At 35.6% G+C, this 20,562-nt stretch carries 18 protein-coding genes and 1 riboswitch; of the genes, 4 read left to right on the forward strand and 14 right to left on the reverse strand.

Features of this window, described 5'->3' with window-relative positions; genetic code table 11:
* Positions 1 to 83: 83 nt before the first annotated feature.
* The 9 genes from FLUTA_RS19175 to FLUTA_RS19215 form a co-directional block, all read right to left on the reverse strand.
* On the reverse strand, positions 84 to 1,079 hold the full coding sequence (locus tag FLUTA_RS19175) for a hypothetical protein (protein WP_013688563.1): 996 nt from the start codon (positions 1,077 to 1,079) through the stop codon (positions 84 to 86).
* Positions 1,072 to 1,581: a hypothetical protein gene (locus FLUTA_RS19180; RefSeq protein WP_013688564.1), complete on the reverse strand. Its 510-nt coding sequence runs from the start codon at positions 1,579 to 1,581 to the stop codon at positions 1,072 to 1,074. The genes FLUTA_RS19175 and FLUTA_RS19180 overlap by 8 nt, the downstream gene beginning before the upstream one ends.
* 55 nt (positions 1,582 to 1,636) lie before the next feature.
* Positions 1,637 to 2,926: a retropepsin-like aspartic protease gene (locus FLUTA_RS19185; protein WP_013688565.1), complete on the reverse strand. Its 1,290-nt coding sequence runs from the start codon at positions 2,924 to 2,926 to the stop codon at positions 1,637 to 1,639.
* A 38-nt stretch (positions 2,927 to 2,964) separates the two neighbouring features.
* On the reverse strand, positions 2,965 to 4,116 hold the full coding sequence (locus FLUTA_RS19190) for a DoxX family protein (protein WP_013688566.1): 1,152 nt from the start codon (positions 4,114 to 4,116) through the stop codon (positions 2,965 to 2,967).
* A gap of 80 nt (positions 4,117 to 4,196) precedes the next feature.
* Positions 4,197 to 5,147: an L-histidine N(alpha)-methyltransferase gene (gene egtD, locus FLUTA_RS19195; RefSeq protein WP_013688567.1), complete on the reverse strand. Its 951-nt coding sequence runs from the start codon at positions 5,145 to 5,147 to the stop codon at positions 4,197 to 4,199.
* A 1-nt stretch (position 5,148) separates the two neighbouring features.
* Positions 5,149 to 6,297, reverse strand: a complete 1,149-nt coding sequence (gene egtB / locus FLUTA_RS19200) for an ergothioneine biosynthesis protein EgtB (protein ID WP_013688568.1) — start codon at positions 6,295 to 6,297, stop codon at positions 5,149 to 5,151.
* Between the two features lie 7 nt (positions 6,298 to 6,304).
* Entirely contained in the window at positions 6,305 to 6,592 is a 288-nt protein-coding gene (locus FLUTA_RS19205) for a DUF427 domain-containing protein (RefSeq protein WP_013688569.1), read from the reverse strand.
* 159 nt (positions 6,593 to 6,751) lie between these two features.
* Positions 6,752 to 7,039: a DUF427 domain-containing protein gene (locus tag FLUTA_RS19210; protein WP_013688570.1), complete on the reverse strand. Its 288-nt coding sequence runs from the start codon at positions 7,037 to 7,039 to the stop codon at positions 6,752 to 6,754.
* A gap of 147 nt (positions 7,040 to 7,186) precedes the next feature.
* Positions 7,187 to 8,593, reverse strand: coding sequence for a PP2C family protein-serine/threonine phosphatase (locus tag FLUTA_RS19215; protein WP_013688571.1), 1,407 nt, complete (start codon positions 8,591 to 8,593; stop codon positions 7,187 to 7,189).
* Positions 8,594 to 8,793: 200 nt separating this feature from the next.
* On the opposite strand from FLUTA_RS19215, the gene FLUTA_RS19220 reads away from it, so the two are divergent.
* A complete protein-coding gene (locus FLUTA_RS19220; protein ID WP_013688572.1) occupies positions 8,794 to 9,672 on the forward strand; it encodes a pirin family protein in 879 nt (292 codons plus the stop codon).
* 119 nt (positions 9,673 to 9,791) lie between these two features.
* Entirely contained in the window at positions 9,792 to 10,073 is a 282-nt protein-coding gene (locus tag FLUTA_RS19225; protein ID WP_013688573.1) for a GNAT family N-acetyltransferase, read from the forward strand.
* 83 nt (positions 10,074 to 10,156) lie between these two features.
* Here FLUTA_RS19225 and FLUTA_RS19230 read toward each other — a convergent pair whose 3' ends face one another.
* The 5 genes from FLUTA_RS19230 to FLUTA_RS21255 all read right to left on the reverse strand — a co-directional run bounded on the left by FLUTA_RS19230 (position 10,157) and on the right by FLUTA_RS21255 (position 15,293).
* The gene (locus FLUTA_RS19230) at positions 10,157 to 10,723 is read right to left on the reverse strand and encodes a PhnA domain-containing protein (RefSeq protein WP_013688574.1); all 567 of its coding nucleotides are present in this window, start codon (positions 10,721 to 10,723) and stop codon (positions 10,157 to 10,159) included.
* 135 nt (positions 10,724 to 10,858) lie between these two features.
* Entirely contained in the window at positions 10,859 to 13,654 is a 2,796-nt protein-coding gene (locus FLUTA_RS19235; protein WP_013688575.1) for a GEVED domain-containing protein, read from the reverse strand.
* A gap of 179 nt (positions 13,655 to 13,833) precedes the next feature.
* Positions 13,834 to 14,469 (reverse strand): hypothetical protein, encoded by a 636-nt coding sequence (locus FLUTA_RS19240; protein WP_013688576.1) that lies wholly within the window; start codon positions 14,467 to 14,469, stop codon positions 13,834 to 13,836.
* A gap of 125 nt (positions 14,470 to 14,594) precedes the next feature.
* On the reverse strand, positions 14,595 to 14,984 hold the full coding sequence (locus FLUTA_RS19245) for an acyl-CoA thioesterase (RefSeq protein WP_013688577.1): 390 nt from the start codon (positions 14,982 to 14,984) through the stop codon (positions 14,595 to 14,597).
* A 66-nt stretch (positions 14,985 to 15,050) separates the two neighbouring features.
* On the reverse strand, positions 15,051 to 15,293 hold the full coding sequence (locus FLUTA_RS21255) for a cysteine-rich CWC family protein (RefSeq protein WP_013688578.1): 243 nt from the start codon (positions 15,291 to 15,293) through the stop codon (positions 15,051 to 15,053).
* Positions 15,294 to 15,455: 162 nt separating this feature from the next.
* A riboswitch (cobalamin riboswitch) is annotated at positions 15,456 to 15,597 on the reverse strand.
* Positions 15,598 to 15,728: 131 nt separating this feature from the next.
* On the opposite strand from FLUTA_RS21255, the gene FLUTA_RS21060 reads away from it, so the two are divergent.
* Both FLUTA_RS21060 and FLUTA_RS19255 read left to right on the forward strand, forming a co-directional pair.
* Positions 15,729 to 16,109, forward strand: a complete 381-nt coding sequence (locus FLUTA_RS21060; protein ID WP_013688579.1) for a hypothetical protein — start codon at positions 15,729 to 15,731, stop codon at positions 16,107 to 16,109.
* Positions 16,110 to 16,173: 64 nt separating this feature from the next.
* Complete coding sequence (locus tag FLUTA_RS19255) at positions 16,174 to 20,553, forward strand: CusA/CzcA family heavy metal efflux RND transporter (protein WP_013688580.1); 4,380 nt, start codon at positions 16,174 to 16,176, stop codon at positions 20,551 to 20,553.
* Positions 20,554 to 20,562: the final 9 nt, after the last annotated feature.

Raw genomic sequence — 20,562 nt, forward strand, 5'->3', positions numbered from 1 at the left:
TCCTAACGACAAAATAATGGTTTTCATTTTATTTACAGGCTACACTTTTGGTTAATTTATGTAAACTGTTCTTCCTTCAGTAATTAAAAAAGTGACGCCAATGAATAGATTTCTTTTGTAACAAAACCGTTGTTTCCAGGTTTTGAAGCAGACAAAAATCCGATGGTGTATTTTTTTGTTGAAAGAACCATTCCATTTCTCACCTCTCTTTGAGAATAAAGGAAAATGGGATAGTTAAATTCGATTACATTGAACGGATCACGTTTCAAAATCTTTTTAGCGTTCAGGCAAGTTTCTGTTTTTAGTGGTTTTGCTTGCACGAAATCAGGTACATGCAGTGTTTTTCCATCGGAACTTTTTACATCCCCAAACAAGTTATTGCCACTCGAATAACCGTTTTGATTAATCACTACGCCTGTTTTAACCAAGTCAAATAACGAAGTTCTGAAATAATATCTTGGGAATATTTCGCCATCCGCACAATCCCTTTCATTTTCAGACACCTCCAGTTTCTGAAGAAAAGTTGACCATTGGCTACAGGAGTAATTATCGAAAGGATATTTGTACTCCAATGAAGGAGCTGACATCCGGTAAAGTCTGGCAACAGTACTATCGTATTTTTTTTTACTGTATTTTCCAGTCCATGAAAAGGTATCCGCCAATTTCACTCCTTTTTCAAAAGATAAAAGTATTCCATACATTTTCATCATTTGGAGTCGCTGGCTGTAAACCGAAAGACTTTCCGAGTTCCGACAATAAACCACATTCCCTGTTTTATTTTCCAGTATCACCATGGTACTGACTTTTCCCATGGAACTTTTTTGAAAGTAGCTATCCAATTTCGTTTCGATTTTCTGATCTAAAAAGGTTTGAACATCGAGGCTGATAGTACTGTCGTATTCTGGGACCTGAACGGGTAACTCCTTCATTAAAAATTTAATCACCGTAGAATCTTTAACTAAAGTTCCATCTGAATAATGAAAATGAAGTTTGGGTTTCTTATTACAGGAATAGAAAAATCCAACAGACAACGTTATTAGAGTGAATAATAAATATCGATGTCTGTTTGTTCTAAACATGAGCAGTTTCTGTTTTTGAAAGCAGTTTGTTCTTAACACTTACCCAAACCAATAGGAGTCCTGTCGAAAATGCTATCAAAGATGCCATTAAATTTGACATGTCAATCTTTTTTGAAAAAAGTCGTGCTAGTGAATTGATCCATAAGTCCAGATATCCGTTTGAAAAAACTCCAATCAGAAATAGAAGAATAAATAGAGCTGCAACCAAAACCGTATTCAAAAACGTTTTTTTACTTATTCCATTGACAATTGATATCAGGATAATGCCAAACAGAAATCCGTAAAGCATGTAATGAATCGGAGTAGCCATCATTTCTCCAATTGTTCTATTAGAAAAGTGCTCCATACAATTTGAAACTGATTCAAACTGATTTTTCAATAGGCATTCGTATAAATCGGCATCCAAGAAATAATAAAACCGAGAAAATGCAATCCCAAAAAGATGAATCGCAAGGACTTGAAAAAGAATTAATCGAACTGAAAGTTTACGGATGATTTTCATTTTACCTGAAATGTCTGTTAATTCGTTATGATTTTTAACTTCTCCAACTATTCTTCTACTTGAAAAGAATATGTGAATACTTGAAACTAATAACCATGGTTTCAAATTGTTTGATGAAATCCTGACCTAGATTCCCTTCAAATAGCCCATCAGTTTCTCCAACAACATCTTTTCGTACTTGCATATTCACAAGCTTTGCTTTCGATGTGCCAACTGAAAGTGTTACTTGAGGTAATAAATATCCCTCGTATTCAACAATTCCACCTGCTCCACCAGATTTTAGTAATTGTTTTTTTCCTTTTCGCTCAATTTTCTTTTTGTATTTGGAATAATAACTGCTATTCAAAGATGTTTCTGCAGCACCCGTGTCAAAAGTAAAATTCAAGGTGTCAGAATCTTTTATCACTTGAACAACAGGGACGAAACCATTAATAATTAAGTTACTTACAGGAAACTCTTGAGCGATTTTTGGAATAAACAACTCATCTTTACTATTCAAATGAATTTCATCCAGGTTTCGAATTACTGGGAAACCAATAATTCCTTGTATGGAATAATCTGCTTCTGAAAAAGTCAAATCAGCATCATCAAAAACCAAAAAAACCACATTCTCACATTTGATTCCTCCAATAAAAAGCTCTTTTGCTACAGCCAAGTCACTTTTAACAGTTGCACCAGTAATGGCAGACACATCAAATTGAATGGGCATAATTTCCAGATTCATTTCCAAGGCAACAGATCGCTGAATAACCGAAAAATTGGCTCCTGTATCGAATACAAAATTCTTCTTTTTATCTGAAATAGTTACTGGGATATTGGCTAAGTTGGCTTTGTCTCTTGTTAATTGAATTCGAGCATCATTGGAATGAGTTATTTTTTGTTTACCACTATTCTCTAATGCTTTCCATATTTTACCTGTATTCAGTAAATCATCCAATTCAACAGGAGTGCAAATATTATTGAAATTCTCAAGAATGTATTGATTTAGATTACTTGCTTCCTCGTACTCAAAAAGACTAATCAGATTTAATTGTTTAATCATCAAAATTTCTTTGAAAAGACTGTCGTTATTCATTTGACCAGAGCCTACTAAAAATGATTCAATCGCCTCATTCGATTCTTTAAAATGAGAAAAACCATTTTCAACTAGTCCTAAATAATAGAAATAAACCTCTGGATCAATTTTCGATTTGTACTTCGTGATTATTTCTTTAACCTCGAAATAATCCTTTTTACTTGCTAAGTGAGCAAGTGATTTGTAACATTTCTCTTCGTTAAAAGGCTCTTTTTGGGCGCTTACAAATACGGATGAGACACAAATAAATAGTGTGAAAATAATTTTCATAACGAAGATTGTAGCATGAAGATACCGAAAGGAATCAATTACTTCAATTCAGACCAAGGTTTTTGAACAATTTTCTTGAATTCATCTCTTTTGAAAGCTCGTTCGTTAATACCGTCGTATTCTTTGATAATATTTCCATTCCACAAATAGAAAACTCCCGGAGTATCTTTTGTTCCTCCTAAGACGGTCCAGAATTGACCAACTTCTACAATTTTGAATGGATATTTTCTTCCTGCAAATGCAAAAAAGTCGGGAATTAATTCTGCTTCTTCCTCCATGAATACAATTTTCACTTCTGGGAAAGTAGGATCTTTCGAAGCCATTTCAGTCAAGGCCTTAGCGGTTTCTTTGCAATGATCACATCCTGGGGCAAAAAAACATAGAATTTTTCGACCTTTATCAATGTCGCTAAACTGAGATGCAAATCCAGATTTTTTCAATTTGGGTTCATCAACAACAGTCTTTTCTAAAGGTTTATCAGAGGCTTTTTCTTCTTTCACCTCATTCTTTTCCGCATTTTCTAATGGCTGACTAGTTTCTTTTTTAGGAAGAGCTGCAACAACTGATTTATCGTCCAAAACTTTCTCTTCATCCTCAGACATTTCCATTTCTTTCATCATATCTTCTACCAATTGATCATTGGATTTACGCTGCATTGGTCCAACTAAAAACACAGCAAGAATCGAAGCAAATGTAATAGCTGAAATAAAAGAAAAATTCAAACTGTCATTCTGTTTGGACGTTTTTTGATATAGCACAACCAAAAGTCCCATTCCGATGATATTTTTAATCAATGCCTGAACTGGAGTCATTGGCAACAAAGATCCAAAACAACCACAATTCCCGCTATTCCCTGAAGATGCAATTTCGTAGCTTAAATGAATACTAAAAATCAAAAGCATCAAGAACGACATGGGGACTACCAATCTTTTGAAATAGTTCTTTTGAAGCAATAGAACTCCCAATGCCAATTCACAGCCAATTAAAATTCGTGAGAAATAAGCAGCACTCGTTTCACTGAATCCCATTGGGATAAGTTGCTTTACTTCAAATGTAGGAAGCGCCATATTCGGTGAAGGATACAATTTCGCCACTGCCGAAAGCAAAAACATAAATGCCATGATTCCTTTTATGATAACAGGAAGTTGTTTCTTCATAAATCCTTCGTTTTCTAAGCTTTTAGATGCCATAATACCATTTTATGCCTCTAAAATAATAGAAAGATATGGGCTTGGTTTCATTTTTAGGAAAAGGTTAACATTTCAATTTTCTAAACGCGATTAATAATGTAATCTCCGAACAATGATTTTTGATCGGTAAAGCAATCTTGCACTTCAAGAGGAGATTTACCAATAATATTCGCTAAAATTTGATCGTTGTATTTTCTAGAAATCTCTGTGTGAATACGTTCATTTTCCTCAAATACAAAACTCTTCTCAATCGATTCTATTTTAACAACTTGTCTCTTTGTACTCTTTAGAAAGCTTTTTGCAATTCCTTCCGATTCCGTGTATTCTGGATCGTGAACAAAATGGGCTAAATCAAAATTAGCTTTCAACTCTCGATTTATTCTTTCCAGAAGATTTAAATTAAAATCTCGCGTAATTCCTGCTGCATCATTGTATGCTGGAAGTACGATTTCCTTTTCTTTGATTAAATCTACTCCTAAAACCAATTTGTCTCCAGGGTTCAAATTTTGACTCAAAGAAGCAATGAATGATTTAGCCTGTTCATCCGACATATTACCAATATTCGAACCTAAAAACAAGATGATTTTTCGATTGGGGGATTTCTTTAAGTCGTTCAGCATTTGAAAATAATCTCCTTGAAGTGTATTGATTGATAGATTAGGGATCTCTTCCTTCATCCGATGTTCTAATCCGTTCAAAGCATTTGAAGAAATATCAATGGGAATATACTTGAATGTAACCCGAAATCGAATGAGTTCAAACAAGAGATGAATCGTTTTTGTACCATCTCCAGCACCTAATTCTACGACTTCAATTTCTTCTCCCTTTTGGATATTGAAACTTGAAATGATTTCATAAGATTGCTGTTGAAAGATTTCCATTTCAGCACGAGTCAAATAATACTCAGGCATATTCATAATTTGAACAAACAGTTCGTCTCCTCGTTTATCGTAAAAATACTTAGAGGGGAGTTGCTTTGGATTTTGTGAAAGCCCAGTTAATACATCTTGTTTGAATTGTTCTAAGTTCATCTTACTTTGCTAATCTAATTCCTGAATATTGCCACTGATAATGTGGATGAAAAAAATTGCGGTATGTTTTTCTACTATGATTGGGAGCTGTAACAACAGATGCTCCACGCAAAACCATTTGATTAATCATGAATTTACCATTGTATTCCCCAACAGCACCTTCAGCAGTTTTAAAACCTGGATAAGGCAAATATGCACTATTAGTCCATTCCCATCTTTTTCCCCATGAAAAGGAATCCGAAGCAATTTCCCATTCAAATTCCGTTGGCAAACGCAATCCTTTCCAAGTTGCATAAGCCTGAGCCTCATAATAAGAAATATGGCCCAAAATGGCATTTGGATCAACTTCTTTTAAACCTGACAACGTGAAATAATACCATTTTCCATTTATTTTGTGCCAATAAAGCGGACTTTGAATCTTATTTTCATTCAACCACGACCAACCTTCATCCAGCCAATAATCAAAATGCTGATACCCGCCAGCTTCTATAAATTTCAAGTATTCTCCGTTTGTAACCAAGGATTTTGAGATCTCGAAATTTTGGAGATAAACTTTGTGTTTGTTCAGTTCATTGTCGAAACAAAAAGCTCCTCCATCATGTCCAACTTCGTAAACACCTTCGTCAAAGGAAGCCCACCCTGACTCCAAATTAACATCAGCCAATAAATTCTGACTCGAATCATAAACTGGGAAAATGGGGTTGTGGCCAAGCATATATTTCAAATCTGTCATCAACAATTCCTGATGCTGCTGTTCATGATTCAACCCCAATTCAATTAATTCTCTTAATTCAGATGACAGATTTTGTTCCAATAACTCACGCATTTTTTCGTCTACATGTGCGCGATAAGCATACACCTCAGAAACGCCTGGCCGGGTAATATTTCCTCTATCTGCACGGAAAGTTCGTTCGCCAATTGTATTGTAATACGAATTGAATAGAAACCCGAAATCCGCATGAAACTCTTGATATGATTGAAGATTTTTCTTTAAAATCATTTCCTCAAAAAACCAAGTTGAATGTGCCAAATGCCATTTAGGCGGGCTAGCAAATGGAACTGGTTGGGGAATGTAATCTTCCACCTGAAGTGGTTTACACAAATGTTCGGTTCGTTTTCTTATTTCTATGTATTTTTCAATCAACTGCATAAAATTATTAGTATTCTATAATTTTAACGCCTTTCCAAAATGCAATTCTTCCTTCAATAATCTTTGCCAATTTGGAAGTTCTTGGATAAAACCAAGCGGCGTCTTTATTTATTTGTTTGTTTACTTCCAAGGAATAATAAGAGGCAATTCCTTTCCAAGGACAAGCTGTATGTTTTTCAGATTCTTTGAAATATTCTTTTTTAATTGCTTCAACAGGAAAGTAATGATTTCCGTCGACAAGTATAGTAGCAGCACTTTCCGCGATTACTATATTGTTCCAAATTGCTCGTTTCATAATTCAGTTTTTAGTAGTGAAGTGAGTTTTATTTCTAAAGAATCAAACTCAACTTTCCCAATTACGAACAAAACCAAAATTTGGATTTCGAAGTAGATTTATTCTTAAAATTAAACAAGTAACTCTACTAAAAGTTCATTCCAATACTCGAACAACCGATTAATCTACTATTACTTGAACACCTTTCCAGAATGCAACTTTTCCTTCAATACTTTTAGCCAACTCAGACGTTTTTGGATAAAACCAAGCGGCATCTTTGTTTTGGTCCTTGTTTACTTCAATTGTGTAATAAGAAGCAATTCCTTTCCACGGGCAAGTTGTATGAGTTGGAGATTCTTTGAAATATTCTTTCTTAATCGATTCGACAGGGAAATAATGATTTCCTTCAATGATGACAGTCTTGTCACTTTCTGCAATGATTGTATTCTTCCAAATTGCTCTTTTCATACTTCTCTATTTAGTTGTTTCCTATTGAATATTGTTCTTTGTAAAAGAAGCTCAATACTATCAAGGTACGTAAAGAATCTGAATTGAGATTTTTAAAATTGAAAATTAATTTGGATTAACAAACAAATTTATAACCGAAGTATATTGTTAAATTCTAACCGCAATCATCGTTACATCATCAATCTGTTCGTTCAACCCCTTCCAATCATTAAAGGTTTGAAGAATAATCGTTTTTTGTTCATTCAAAGGAAGACTCGCTAAGCGAAGAATCAATTCTTTCAACTGTTTATTCATAAATTTCTTTCCTTTTGGCCCCCCGAATTGATCTGCAAAACCATCTGTAAAACAGTAAACAACATCTTCTTTCATTAGTTGAACTTCTGTTTGATTAAAGGAAATTGTATCGTGTACATGTTTCCCCAAAGGCATTTTATCGCCTTTAAATTCCAACAAATCATAAGAGTTTGTTTCTTCGGAATACCGTGCAATCCAAATCGAATTATTCGCAGAAGTATAAGTCAATCTTGTTTTATCCTTATTGAAGGAAATCAAACTTCCGTCCATTCCGTCTTTTCCTCCTTCAATACTTCCATCATTCTTCAAGCGCTCAATAATGGTCATCCTTGCTTCATTGAATATTTGAGCTGGCTCAGTTTGATGTTCAATTGCTTTTTCCAAGCTCGTAATATTGAGTAAACTCATAATTGCACCTGGAACTCCATGACCTGTACTGTCTCCAGTTAACAGCAGAAAATTTCCACTAGCTAATTTAGATGCCCAATAGAAATCTCCGCTAACGACATCTCGTGGTTGAAAAATGACAAAATAATCATTCAAATTTTCTGAGAGAGTTGATTCCGTAGCTAAAAAACTTCGTTGAATGCGTTCTGCATAATTTATACTATCCTTGATTTCCTTATGTCGTTCAGTAATTTCCAAATGTGTTCGATGCAATTCTTCCAAGGTTGATTTCAACTCTGTTTCTACAACTTTTCGGAGTGCAACTTCTCGTTTAAAATTCCGATTCCAACCATTCATGGCAATTAAAAAAATAAGAATACCTATTGCTAAAAGTGGAAGCGCAAATGGCCATTTTTGAATGATAAATAAAGCGCCCATTACCAAACAAAGCAATCCAATTAAATCCATAACACTCAGATAAATAACCTTTACTTTAGACGGAATTAATTCGACCAATCGCTCATAACGGCTTTTTATGATAAAAGGGAAATAGGAAAAACTCAATAAAAAGAAAAAGAGTATAATTTCAACAGCTGCACCTGGCCAAAACATTAATTTGGAAAAAACACCGAAACAAGCCAAAAAAATTAAAAAGCCTAAAATGATTCGTGAAACCCGTTTTCTTTTTGTTACTGAACTATGGAGATAAATAAAAGTGATTCCCAAGAAAATAAAAAGAATCATCAACAAAAGATATACGATTGTTACCACGTTTTCTACAAGAATAGAATGCCCAATAATTTCCGAAATCAAAAAAGTGAGGAAGGCTATGAGTCCAATTCCAAGAAGTAGTTTTCCTATCTTATTGATCATTTTTGAAGAGTTGTTTTATGATAATTTCTACTAAATTAATTTTGTTAGCGTTAATTCATTGATTCTGCTTGTTCTAAATGCTTGAATGCAATCATAGGCTGTGTAATTAGTCAGTATCAGCAAATAAAAATGTAGCTTTTAAATAAATCACTTCGATAAGTTATCTATTTTAGAAGGATTATTAGCCCATTCAATTTATTATGTCAAACATTCAACTCATTATAGAAGAAAGAGCAGCCGATATTGGCAATTTCCTAGTTGGTAGATTGCTTCCATTTCGACAGAAAAGAGCTGTTGGTCCATTTGTATTTATAGACCACATGGGACCAGCGAAATTGAGTGACCACCAAAATTTAGATGTAGGTCCTCATCCGCACATTGGTTTGTCTACTCTGACTTACTTATTCGAAGGAGCAATTATGCACCGTGACAGTGTTGGATCTGTAGTTGAAATTCAACCTGGAGCAGTCAATTGGATGACAGCAGGAAAAGGAGTTGTACATTCAGAAAGAACACCAGATTATTTGAGGCAATCGGAAAAGTATCTCCATGGATTGCAAATTTGGGTTGCTTTGCCTAAGGAACTGGAAGAAATGGAGCCTTCATTTACACATATTGAAGCCAGTGAAATTCCATCCTGGGAAGAAAATGGAGTTGGTTTCAAATTAATTGCTGGTGAAGCCTTCGGAAGAAAATCGGCAGTTCCTGTTTATAGCCCTCTTTATTTCCTTGAAATTAAAACAAAAGAAGCCGCTAAAATTGCCATTGGAGAAGAGCTTTTTGGAGAAAGTGCGTTATATATTTTAGAAGGAAGTATTCGGGATGGAGCTGAAAACTATGGGCCAAAGCAAATCTTGATTGCAAAAAATAGTGAGTTATGCACTTTCGACATGGCTGAGAACACAACTGTTTATATCTTTGGTGGAGAAGCATTTCCAGAAGAGCGGTTTATATTCTGGAACTTTGTTTCCTCTCGAAAAGAACGCATTGAAGAGGCTAAAGCCGCATGGATTAATCAAACTTTTCCAAAAATTGAAGGCGAAAGTGAATTTGTACCATTGCCAGAACCGAGAGGTTAAACCAAGGTTCAAATAGTTTCAAAAGTTGAAAAAGTTCCATTTAATGGATTAATTAAAACATTCTATTTGAACATTTGAACATTTGAACATTTGAACATTTGAACATTTTAAATAAAAAAATGATAGAAGTAAAACAATTTGACCGTGAATCAAAAGGATTCTTTAAAGCAACAGAAGAGGAAGTAGAAGCAGGAAGAATGACTTATTCCTGGGTGAATAATGACCGGATTATCATAGATCACACAGAAGTAAATCCAGCATTCAGAGGTAAAAGTGTTGGGAATTTAATGGTACAAGCAGCTGTGGAATTTGCACGAAAAGCAGGAATCAAAATCATCCCATTATGTCCGTTTGCAAAAAGTGTTTTTGATAAAACACCAGACTATCATGATGTACTATAACTGAAAGTTCAATAGGTTCAATTGTTTAAAAGATTCAAACTTTGAACTCTTTGAACTCTTTGAACTCTTTGAACTTGAAAAAACTATTTCTTCACAAATTGTGTCAAGATGTATATGGATTGTCCATCGACTTTTCCTTCAATAAGGGTTGGGTCATCATGAACAAGTTTGATATTTCTAACTGCTGTTCCACGCTTTGCAGTAATCGTAGAGCCTTTTACATCCAATTCTTTGATTAAAACGACAGTATCTCCTGCTTTTAAGACCACTCCATTGGAGTCAATGTGCTTGATTGCATCTTCGTCTTCCATTCCAGCTTTTGCCCAAGTAAGTTCAGCTTCGTCCAAGTAAATCATTTCGAGTAAATCATTCGGCCAACCTTCCCCTTTCAATTGATCTAACATGCGGTATGCAACCACCTTTACCGCAGAAACCTCACTCCACATTGAATCATTCAAACATCTCCAATCATTAGCGGAAACTTCTACAGATCCTTCCAATTGATTTTTCAAGTTTTGAGAAATTAGAATAAAATCGTCCGCTGAGTTTCCTTCTGAAGGTTGTACTTGGTAGATTTGTAAATCTTCTGTTGCCCCACTCAATTCGCAGACATTTCCACTTCGGCTAATTACTTGTTTTTCGAAATTCATACCGCAAAGTTAATCGAATCCTTTTGAGAATGTAGCTCAATCTACTTATTGGAGCAAAAAAAAACCTCCATCATTTCTGACAGAGGTTTCTATACAATGTTAAAGCTTATATTTAATCAAAAGCTGTGCTTTCTCTTATTGAATTACTACACGAACTACTTTTTCAGCTGTATCGCTTGATAATTTAAAGAAATAAATACCGCTTTCAACTTGACTTAAATTAACAGTGCTTGTTCCTGCTGCAATGGAGTTCATTCCATTTTCAATAACTCGACCATTAACATCAGTAATTACCAAATTCAAAGTTCCTTCCGTAAAAGTAGACTCAATGAATACTAAACCTGTAGAAGGATTTGGATATAAATTCACCGATTCTAAAGCCATTTCATCTACTGACAACCAGTTACACGATGCAATTACTGAAACAACAACACCAGCTGTATCATTTGGACAAACGTTATTTCCAGTAATATAATCGTAATTATATTGTCCAGGGAAGTTTGCGCTCATAATTTGACCAGAAGCAATCGCTTGATTTTGTGGGTCGTACCAAGTACCTCCCATATCAACATTACCTGATAAACCAGCAAGTAAGTTCAATGGTTGATTTTTACAAACTGTAAGAATACCATCCTCACCTGCGTTTGAAGGAGGATAGATAGTCACCATTACTGATGCTGTATCTACTAAACATCCGTAAGTAATGTAATCTACACTTACAGTTCCTGCTGGAACAAATTGCGGATTAAACATCGTATCATTCACAATCGTTGAAGGGTTTTGAGAGAATGTCCAATTACCCAATGGATCATTAATTGTAGCATTATCATTTAAATCAACCAATCCTTCAATTTGACAAGCGTTAATAGCTAAGCCAGTTCCAGCTGTTGCAGCGCGTTCAACTAAACTAAAATCATCAAACGTTAAATCATCAGGAGTAAAGCTAGAGGATACATAAATTCCAAAAGAATAAACCCCGCTAACTGTTGGTGTAAAACAATAATATGATCTTCTATAATCTGCTGTTACATTTACAGATGGTGTAACAAACTCAGCACCAAGAGATATTGCTCCTGTAGAACTTTGAGTTTCATTTACAAAAACTTCTCCATTCCAACCTGGAGAATCATCCCCTGCCCACATAAAAGAGAATTCGTATTTTTTTCCTGCAGTTAATTGAAACTCTGGAGTCCAGATATGGTCATCACTATTATAGCTTATTCCTAAATAATTGTTTCCTGAATAAGGAATTGCAGAGTTAGAAATGTTGTTATTTACATCATCTGTATACCATTCTCCATTTTCACTTATCCAGCAACTAGGGAACAAATCGTAATCAAGATCTGGCATTGCATCGAAATTCTCTGTCCATGGGAAATTCGTAATTGCTCCGCAAAGTGTTGCTCCTGATACTAGTGTCCAGAAAGAAGAATCCGTTGAACTACAGCTCGCTTGAACATAAAAATCATAGTTTGTTGAATGATCTAATCCAGCTACAGTATATGATTCTGTAGTAGTTTGAGCAGAATCAAGTCCCGTTCCTGTTCCAGGAGTAAATCCAGGAGCTCCCCATTCAATATTCCATGCTGTTTCAACATCACCTGCTGTCCAGATGATATCTATTGTGTTTGTTGTTTCACCATCGATTTCAAGGTCAGAAACAGGTAAACAAGAAGGGGTCGGAACTACTTCAAACGTATAATCCTCCGCTTCACCATATCCGTAATCCGTAGAACAAGGATTATCTGGAGAACTATTATCTGCATCAACAAGTACACGCATTCTATGACTTCCAACAGCAGTTCCAAGAGGTACTCCAAACGAACCAGAGAATGTTTCATCAAAGCCATTAGAGTAAACTTGTTCACTAGATTCAAAAATCATATTGTCATTCCAGTCAACCCAAATACTCAATCCATGGTAATAACCATTCCCATTATCAACCGTGAAGTTGATATCAGGTCCTCCTTCAAAGCTTGAAACAATCATCGAAGTTGCATCTTCATATCCATTAGTTCCATAACCTGAACCTAAATTAGATATGTTAGATGTAGATCCTCCAGTAGTAGAGAAGTTTTGAATATAATAATCTGGATCGATAGTTTCAAATTCGCAATATCCCGTATACCCAGTAATCGGCCCGACCCAGATACTTTCATCACCACCACCACAGTCAGCCTGTACATAAAAATCATAGTAAGTACCCGCAGATAAAGTTCCTGCGGTGAATTCTGCTGTACCTGAAGCAGTTCCCGGAGTTCCTGAACCAGGTGTAAACCCACTCACTCCATATTCGATATTCCAATCGGTCTCTGTTCCCTGGCTTGTCCAAGAAATATCAATTGAATTCGATGAAACACCCTCAATTGTTAATCCCGCAACTGGCATACATGAAGGCGGTGGAGTAACTTCAAAAGTATAATCTTCTGCCTCTCCCTGTCCAAAAGCAAGAGAACAAGGGTTACTTGGAGAGGCATTATTGAAATCAGCAAGAACACGCATTCTGTAAGTTCCTACTGGCGTTCCTAACGGAACAGCAAAGGATCCGGAAAAAGAATTACTATACCCACCACTGGATTGAAATACTTGTTCACCAGAATTAAACACATCGTTCTCATTCCAATCAATCCAAATACCGACTCCGAAAGTATCAAAGATCGATGGCCCCATATCTATTTCGAAGTCAACGGCAGGACCTCCAGCAAATTGAGATACAATCATTGCTGTTCGATCCTCGTAATTATTTGTTCCACATACCGTTCCTAAATTGGAAATATTGGCAATTCCACCAGTAGTAGAGAAGTTATCGATGTAGTAACTCGAACTTGCTACCCCACTTGTTGCACTGATTGCACAATAAGGAGCCTGAGCAAACAGATTACCCGACAGCTGAAGCAGCAGCGCGCAACCTAACATGTAAATTTTCTTCATAATTTATTAGTTTGTTTTTATAATTATTAGTGTGAAAATACACAATAAATCTTACTCATTAAGACTCCAATTTGAGTAATTGTGTTGCTTTTAAGTCAAAAAAAAACAACTTTTTTTAGTTAAAACTATTCATTGTAAGTCAATAATTGACATGTAAATAATCGGTTATTAATTGTATATCAATTGAAATCGGAGTGTTGCCATTGAATCCAATATTCTTGCAACCCTTCTTTTGTACGAAATAATTTACTTATCCACAATCTTCGATTTTTAACAATTTTGCTTGGACTTGATAATAAATCATATTTTCTTTTCTTTATTTCTGGTTGGTGCCCCCAACCACCACAATGGTCAAAAGCAGTCATTGCTTGCGATTTAGGAACACGTTTGAAAGGAATATATATTTTATACTCCACGTAATTAGAATCTCCGTTCATTCCTTTAGTTGAAAGTTTAATCTTCGAAAAATTGACTTTGCTATACAAACTATCTCTATATAATTGCTTGAGTTTTTTTCCAATATACTCGCACATTTTATTGGAATACTGATGAGCTATATCTGTTCCGTTGAGATTCAATTGATCGATATACTTTTCTGGAATAAATTCAGCTCCTTTATAGATTCCCCAACAAGCTGAATCTGTACAGATTGGAGTGTCAATAATACACTTAAAAGGAAAGATACGGGATGAATCGATGAAAAGTTGTTCTTGATTTTCATCCGTGAACATTTTCTTGTTTCGAGCACCTCCATTGCAGGAAAGCATAAGAATTAATCCAATGAAACAAGTAAATAATACAACTTTCCGACTCATGAAATTATCCATTCAAAGCCGAAAATATGAAAATCCCTGCTATTTTGGCTGAAAAACACTTAAAATTAACTTCAATTGTCTAAGTTCTAAGAATCACCAATTAAAATTAAGATTGGAACAAAAAATTAATCTCTTAATATTTTCACTGGCTGTTTATTCTCGTCGATTGCAACGAATGTAAACTCTCCCGTAACGGCTTTCTCACGTACTTCCGAATACATTTGTTCAATAAAAATTTCTACACGTATTTTTAAACTGGTGCTTCCCAAATAAGTCACCTTTCCTATTAATTCAATAATTGTTCCAGCAGGAATGGGTTTCTTGAAATCAATCTTATCACTGCTCACTGTTACCATTCTTTGACGACTGAAACGCGTTGCTGCAATGAAAGCAACCTCATCCATTAATTGCATGGCAGTTCCTCCAAATAATGTATCATAATGATTCGTTGTATTGGGGAAAACAGCTTTAAAAATGCGTGTTTCTGCTTGTTGAATGCGTTCTTCTATGTTCATATATTCTAATTACGAATGCCGAATGCCTAATTACGAATTGTTTATAATCAGGTATTTTTCATTCAATTATTTTTTCTTGAAAAGAGTTGAGATTTGAGTGAATTTTTGCTCCAATAATTTTGCGTTGTATTCCTTTTTCATCTCCAACATACAGGAAGCGCAAAGGCATTCTTTGTAGCCATCACTAATAAATTGACTTTCGTCTACACTTAATGAAACTGCTGTGCACTGGCACAAAGAAATAGATCCAACTTTGCATTCAAAACTGGCGTTACAGCGCGGGCAAGCTACCTTTTCATGTTCACACATATCAAACTAGTTTCATTTATGTACTATCTGGTTCTCAGTAATACAACACGAAGAAAGAAAACAGGAATAGAAATTCAGCACACCTAGTTTGATGCATTGAAAACGGAATCCTGACTTTTACTTCATATCGCGAAAGCATGGTCAATTTCGAACACAAACAATGTGAGCGAATCAGAAATGGAAAGTAACCTGGCTTTTCCAACTTCTCGATGAGTTGGAATTACAGTTGCGCGACAGCACGTGATTTTAACACGTTTCCCTTTTATTTTCGCCTAAACGAAAAACCTTTTCTGGATATTGAACAAATAAAGAACTTTTGGTAAATGTAAGGATAATTGCGAATGCTGAATTATTAATAGCGAATTATCTTGGGTAATTAATACCTCTTATAATTTTATTAGAATATTTAAGAAATCATTTAACTACCTTTGCAAAGTGAAAAAGGTATTCGTTTACATACTGTTACCCATTTTTATGTTTAATAGTTCCATAGGAGAATTATTTAAACTATCTGATTTATTTGTTCATTTTACAGAACACAAAACCATTAATAAACAGATTGACATATTTGAGTTTATTTCCATGCATTATCTTGGAAATGATTTGAATGATAACGACCAAGAAAAGGATATGCAATTGCCCTTTAAGAAAGTATCTATTCATTTTTCATTTCAAATTGCGTCCATTCCAAACTTCAAATTGATTCCTGAAAAAAAAATCGAAGTCATTGATACTTATTTACAAGTATTGTTTAAAAAAAACCGACCTAAAGATCCTGCATTAGCTTCTTTATTCAGACCTCCCTGTCAAGCATAATTTTATTCTAATAATTCTTCTACTTGAAATTCGAGTGGATTATTTCGTTTAAAATCTACAAATTATGCTTCAAAAAATCATTGACTTTTCCGTCAGGAAAAAGTTTGTGATTGGGTTGTTTGTAATTGCCCTCATTTCTTGGGGAAGTTATGAATTAACCCAATTACCAATAGATGCCTTACCTGACATCACAGACAATCAGGTACAAGTAATTACAGTATCCCCTTCTCTGGGAGCAACTGATATCGAACGTTTAATTACGTTCCCTATTGAACAATCCTGCAGTAACATTGCTGGATTGAAACAAGTTCGAAGCTTTTCGCGCTTTGGACTCTCCTTGGTTACATTGGTCTTTACTGATGAAACTGACATTCACTTAGCGAGACAGCAAATTAACGAGCAACTTCAAAAAGTAACCCAAGAATTACCAACTGGAATTGGTGCACCAGAAATGGCTCCTCTCTCTACCGGATTGGGAGAAATTTATCAGTATGTTGTTCGTCCAAAAGAAGGCTACGAAAAAGAATTCGGACCAATGGAATTACGAACCATTCAAGATTGGATTGTTCGGAGGCAATTATTGGGAACACCTGGTGTTGCCGAAGTATCCAGTTTTGGTGGGAAATTGAAACAATATGAAATTGCCATTCGACAAGAGCAACTGAAAGCTCATAATTTGAGTATTACAGACATCTTCAATGCCTTGGAGAAAAATAATGAAAACACAGGTGGCGCTTATATCGAAAAAGGACCTACTGTTCTTTACATTCGAAGTGAGGGTCTGACGGAAAACATTGCTGATATTCAAAAAATCGTGTTGAAGAATTTGGATAATGGAACACCGCTTTTGATGCGAGATGTTGCGAACATTCGATTTGGAAGTGCGATTCGCTATGGAGCAATGACCTTCAATGCCAAAGGTGAAGTGGCTGGTGCAGTGGTGATGATGCTCAAAGGAGAAAATTCTTCTGATGTAGTGAAAAGAGTAAAAGATCGCATGGAAGAAATTCAAAAGATGCTTCCTGAAGGTGTTGTAATAGAACCGTTTTTGGACCGAACAAAGATGGTCAACAATGCCATCCAGACAGTTGAGACGAATTTACTAGAAGGGGCACTGATCGTGATTTTTGTCTTGGTGTTTTTCTTGGGAAATCTCCGTGCAGGATTAATCGTTTCTTCTGTTATTCCACTTTCTATGCTTTTTGCCATCATCCTGATGAATTTGTTTGGAGTTGGCGGGAATTTGATGTCACTTGGAGCTATTGATTTCGGATTAATTGTAGATGGTTCCGTAATTGTCGTAGAAGTTATCCTTCATCGTTTCTCCCATTCCAAGCAATTCAAGCTTGTTGAGCGAATTGACCAAAACCAAATGGATAGCGAAGTTTCAAAATCCACTGGTTCCATGATCAAATCTGCCGTATTTAGTCAAATCATCATTTTGATTGTTTACTTACCGATTCTATCGCTTCAAGGAATTGAAGGAAAAATGTTTAAACCAATGGCATTAACAATTGCCTTTGCCATTTTAGGAGCATTCATCTTATCAATTACTTATGTTCCGATGATGTCTGCTTTGTGTTTGAAAAAGAAAATTTCGCACAAAAAGAATCTCACAGATCGCTTGATGATTTGGTTGGAACGTACCTATCAACCTGCACTGAATCGATTACTTCGATTTCCCAAAACTATTCTGACCATGACACTCCTTATGTTCAGTCTTGCAATTTACCTTTTATTACAAATGGGGGGAGAATTTATTCCACAATTGGAAGAAGGAGATTTTGCAGTTGAAACAAGGCTTCTAACAGGTAGTAACTTGAACAATACGATTCAGGCAACCCAAAAAGCATCCAAAATTCTCTTAGACCGATTTCCAGAAGTGACCAAGATCGTTACCAAAATAGGAAGTGCGGAAGTTCCAACAGATCCTATGCCATTTGAAGCTGGAGATATGATGGTGATTCTTAAAGACAAAAAAGAATGGACTTCTGCCAAGTCTTTCCCAGAACTGAGTGAAAAGATGACCAAAGCACTGGAAGAAGTTCCAGGAATTACGGTTGGATTTCAGTTCCCCGTTCAAATGCGATTCAACGAACTCATGACAGGAGCTAGACAAGATGTGGTTTGTAAAATATACGGAGAAAACCTAGACACTTTAACTCATTATGCACATCAATTGGCAGAAATTGTTGGGACCGTGAATGGTGCAATTACAATCTATGAAGAGAAAATGACTGGAATGCCACAGGTAGTAATCAAGTATGACCGTGATGGAATGGCAAAATACGGGCTCAACGTAGGTGATGTGAACCGCATTGTAAACACTGCTTTTGCGGGACAAATTGCAGGTCAGGTTTACGAAGGAGAAAAACGATTTGACCTAGTTGTTCGATTGGAAGATCAGCAGCGAAAAAGTATCGCAGACATTCAAAACCTGATGATTCAGACTCCTCAAAATACACAGATACCTCTATCCTACTTAGCTAAAATTGAAGAAGTAGAAGGCGTGAATCAAATTCAGAGAGAAAATACAAAGCGAAGAATCATTGTTGGTTTCAATGTAAATGGCAGAGATGTACAATCTATTGTACAAGAATTACAACAAAAAGTTTCCGGAAAATTAAAATTACCCAAAGAATATAAAATCGTTTATGGCGGTTCCTTTGAAAATATGACTGCAGCGAAAGCACGCCTTTCTATTGTAGTTCCGATAGCACTTCTCTTAATTTTCTTGCTTTTATTCTTTGCTTTCAACTCAGTAAAACAAGGTTTACTAATCTATACAGCCATACCCTTATCTGCAATAGGTGGAATCATTGCTCTTTGGGCAAGAGATATGCCGTTTAGTATTTCTGCAGGTGTTGGTTTTATCGCGTTATTCGGTGTGGCAGTATTAAATGGAATTTTGCTCGTCAGCGAATTCAATCGATTAAAGAAAGAAGGTTGGAAAGACGTAAAAAGGATTGTGATTCATGCTACGAAATCTAAACTAAGGGCAGTGTTAATGACTGCTTTGGTTCCTTCGTTAGGGTTTATTCCAATGGCAATTAGCACAGGTGCAGGGGGTGAAGTTCAAAAACCATTAGCAACAGTTGTTATTGGTGGATTGATCATTTCTACCATGTTGTCGTTATTTGTTTTACCCATTTTATACATTATTTCTGAAAAAGGAATGGTGCACTTCAAAACCAATAAATTTCCTAAAATAGCATTGGTTCTTCTGTTCACTTTGGGTAGTTTGTTCTCCCAAGCACAAAGCCCCATTGAATTAGGAGCTGCAATTGATACAGCAATCAAAAACAATAACTATCTGAAGGTAGCTGAAACCCAAGTGAAATATGCACAGATACTCACGAAAAGCGGAATAGATATCCAACAAGCAAATGTTGGTTTTGAATATGGTCAATTTAACAGTCTCAATTTGGACAATAAGTTTACCATCTCTCAAACGATTCAATTTCCGACTGTATATCGCAATCAAGAGCGATTAATCCGCACGAATATTCGAATGAGTGAACTGAACTTTTTACAGAGACTCGTAGATCTTGAAATCGAAGTTAAACGGGTGTTTTACGAAACCTTGGTTCTGGAAGAACAACGGAAACTCCTTCTGCAAGCAGATAGTATTTATGCTCATTTTCAGCAAAAGGTAACACAACGATTTGAAAGTGGTGATATTGATATACTCGAAAAGGCTACAGCAGACAATCAGCGTATTCAAATCTCGAATCAATTGAATCAATTACAGACCGATTATGAATCACTTCTCCTGCAATTCAATGTACTTATAAATTCAAATGGAGAATACAAACCGGCATCCAATAAAAATAGTGCTCAATATTTACTTCCACAGGTTCCAGACACGAATTCGCTCTCTAGAAATCCCACCAAGTTACTACAAGAACAGGAATTGCTCTATTCTAAACAGCAAGTTCAATTGGAAAAAAGCAAACTTCTGCCCTATTTAAGCGCTGGATTTAGTAATGCAACAATCATTGGCTGGCAAACTCCTTATTCCAATCCACAAGACCTTTATTTTAATGGAAATAAGCGATTTTCATCGGTCAATTTTGGAATTGGTGTTCCCTTGTTTTTTGGTTCCCAACGATCTAAAATAAGAGCAAACAAGCTCTTTGTGCTTCAAAAAGAACAAGAACTCAACGCGTTGAATCAAGAGCTGAAAATGCAGTTAAGCAATTCAATCAGAATCTATATCAGAAGTAAGCAATTTCTCGAATCATTCGACCAAACAATGCTCCCCAATTCAGAACAACTGATTCATGCCGCTACAGAAAAATTGAATAGCGGTGAAATCGGTTACATTGAGTGGGTTGTCCTCTTGAATCAAGCCATGCAAATCAGAAGCGACTATTACCGTACCATTCAACAATTTAATGAGGCTGCATTTCAAATTGAGAAAATCAGCGCTATCAACAATTAATACGAAAAT

Source organism: Fluviicola taffensis DSM 16823 (assembly GCF_000194605.1).
Lineage (GTDB): Bacteria > Bacteroidota > Bacteroidia > Flavobacteriales_D > Crocinitomicaceae > Fluviicola > Fluviicola taffensis.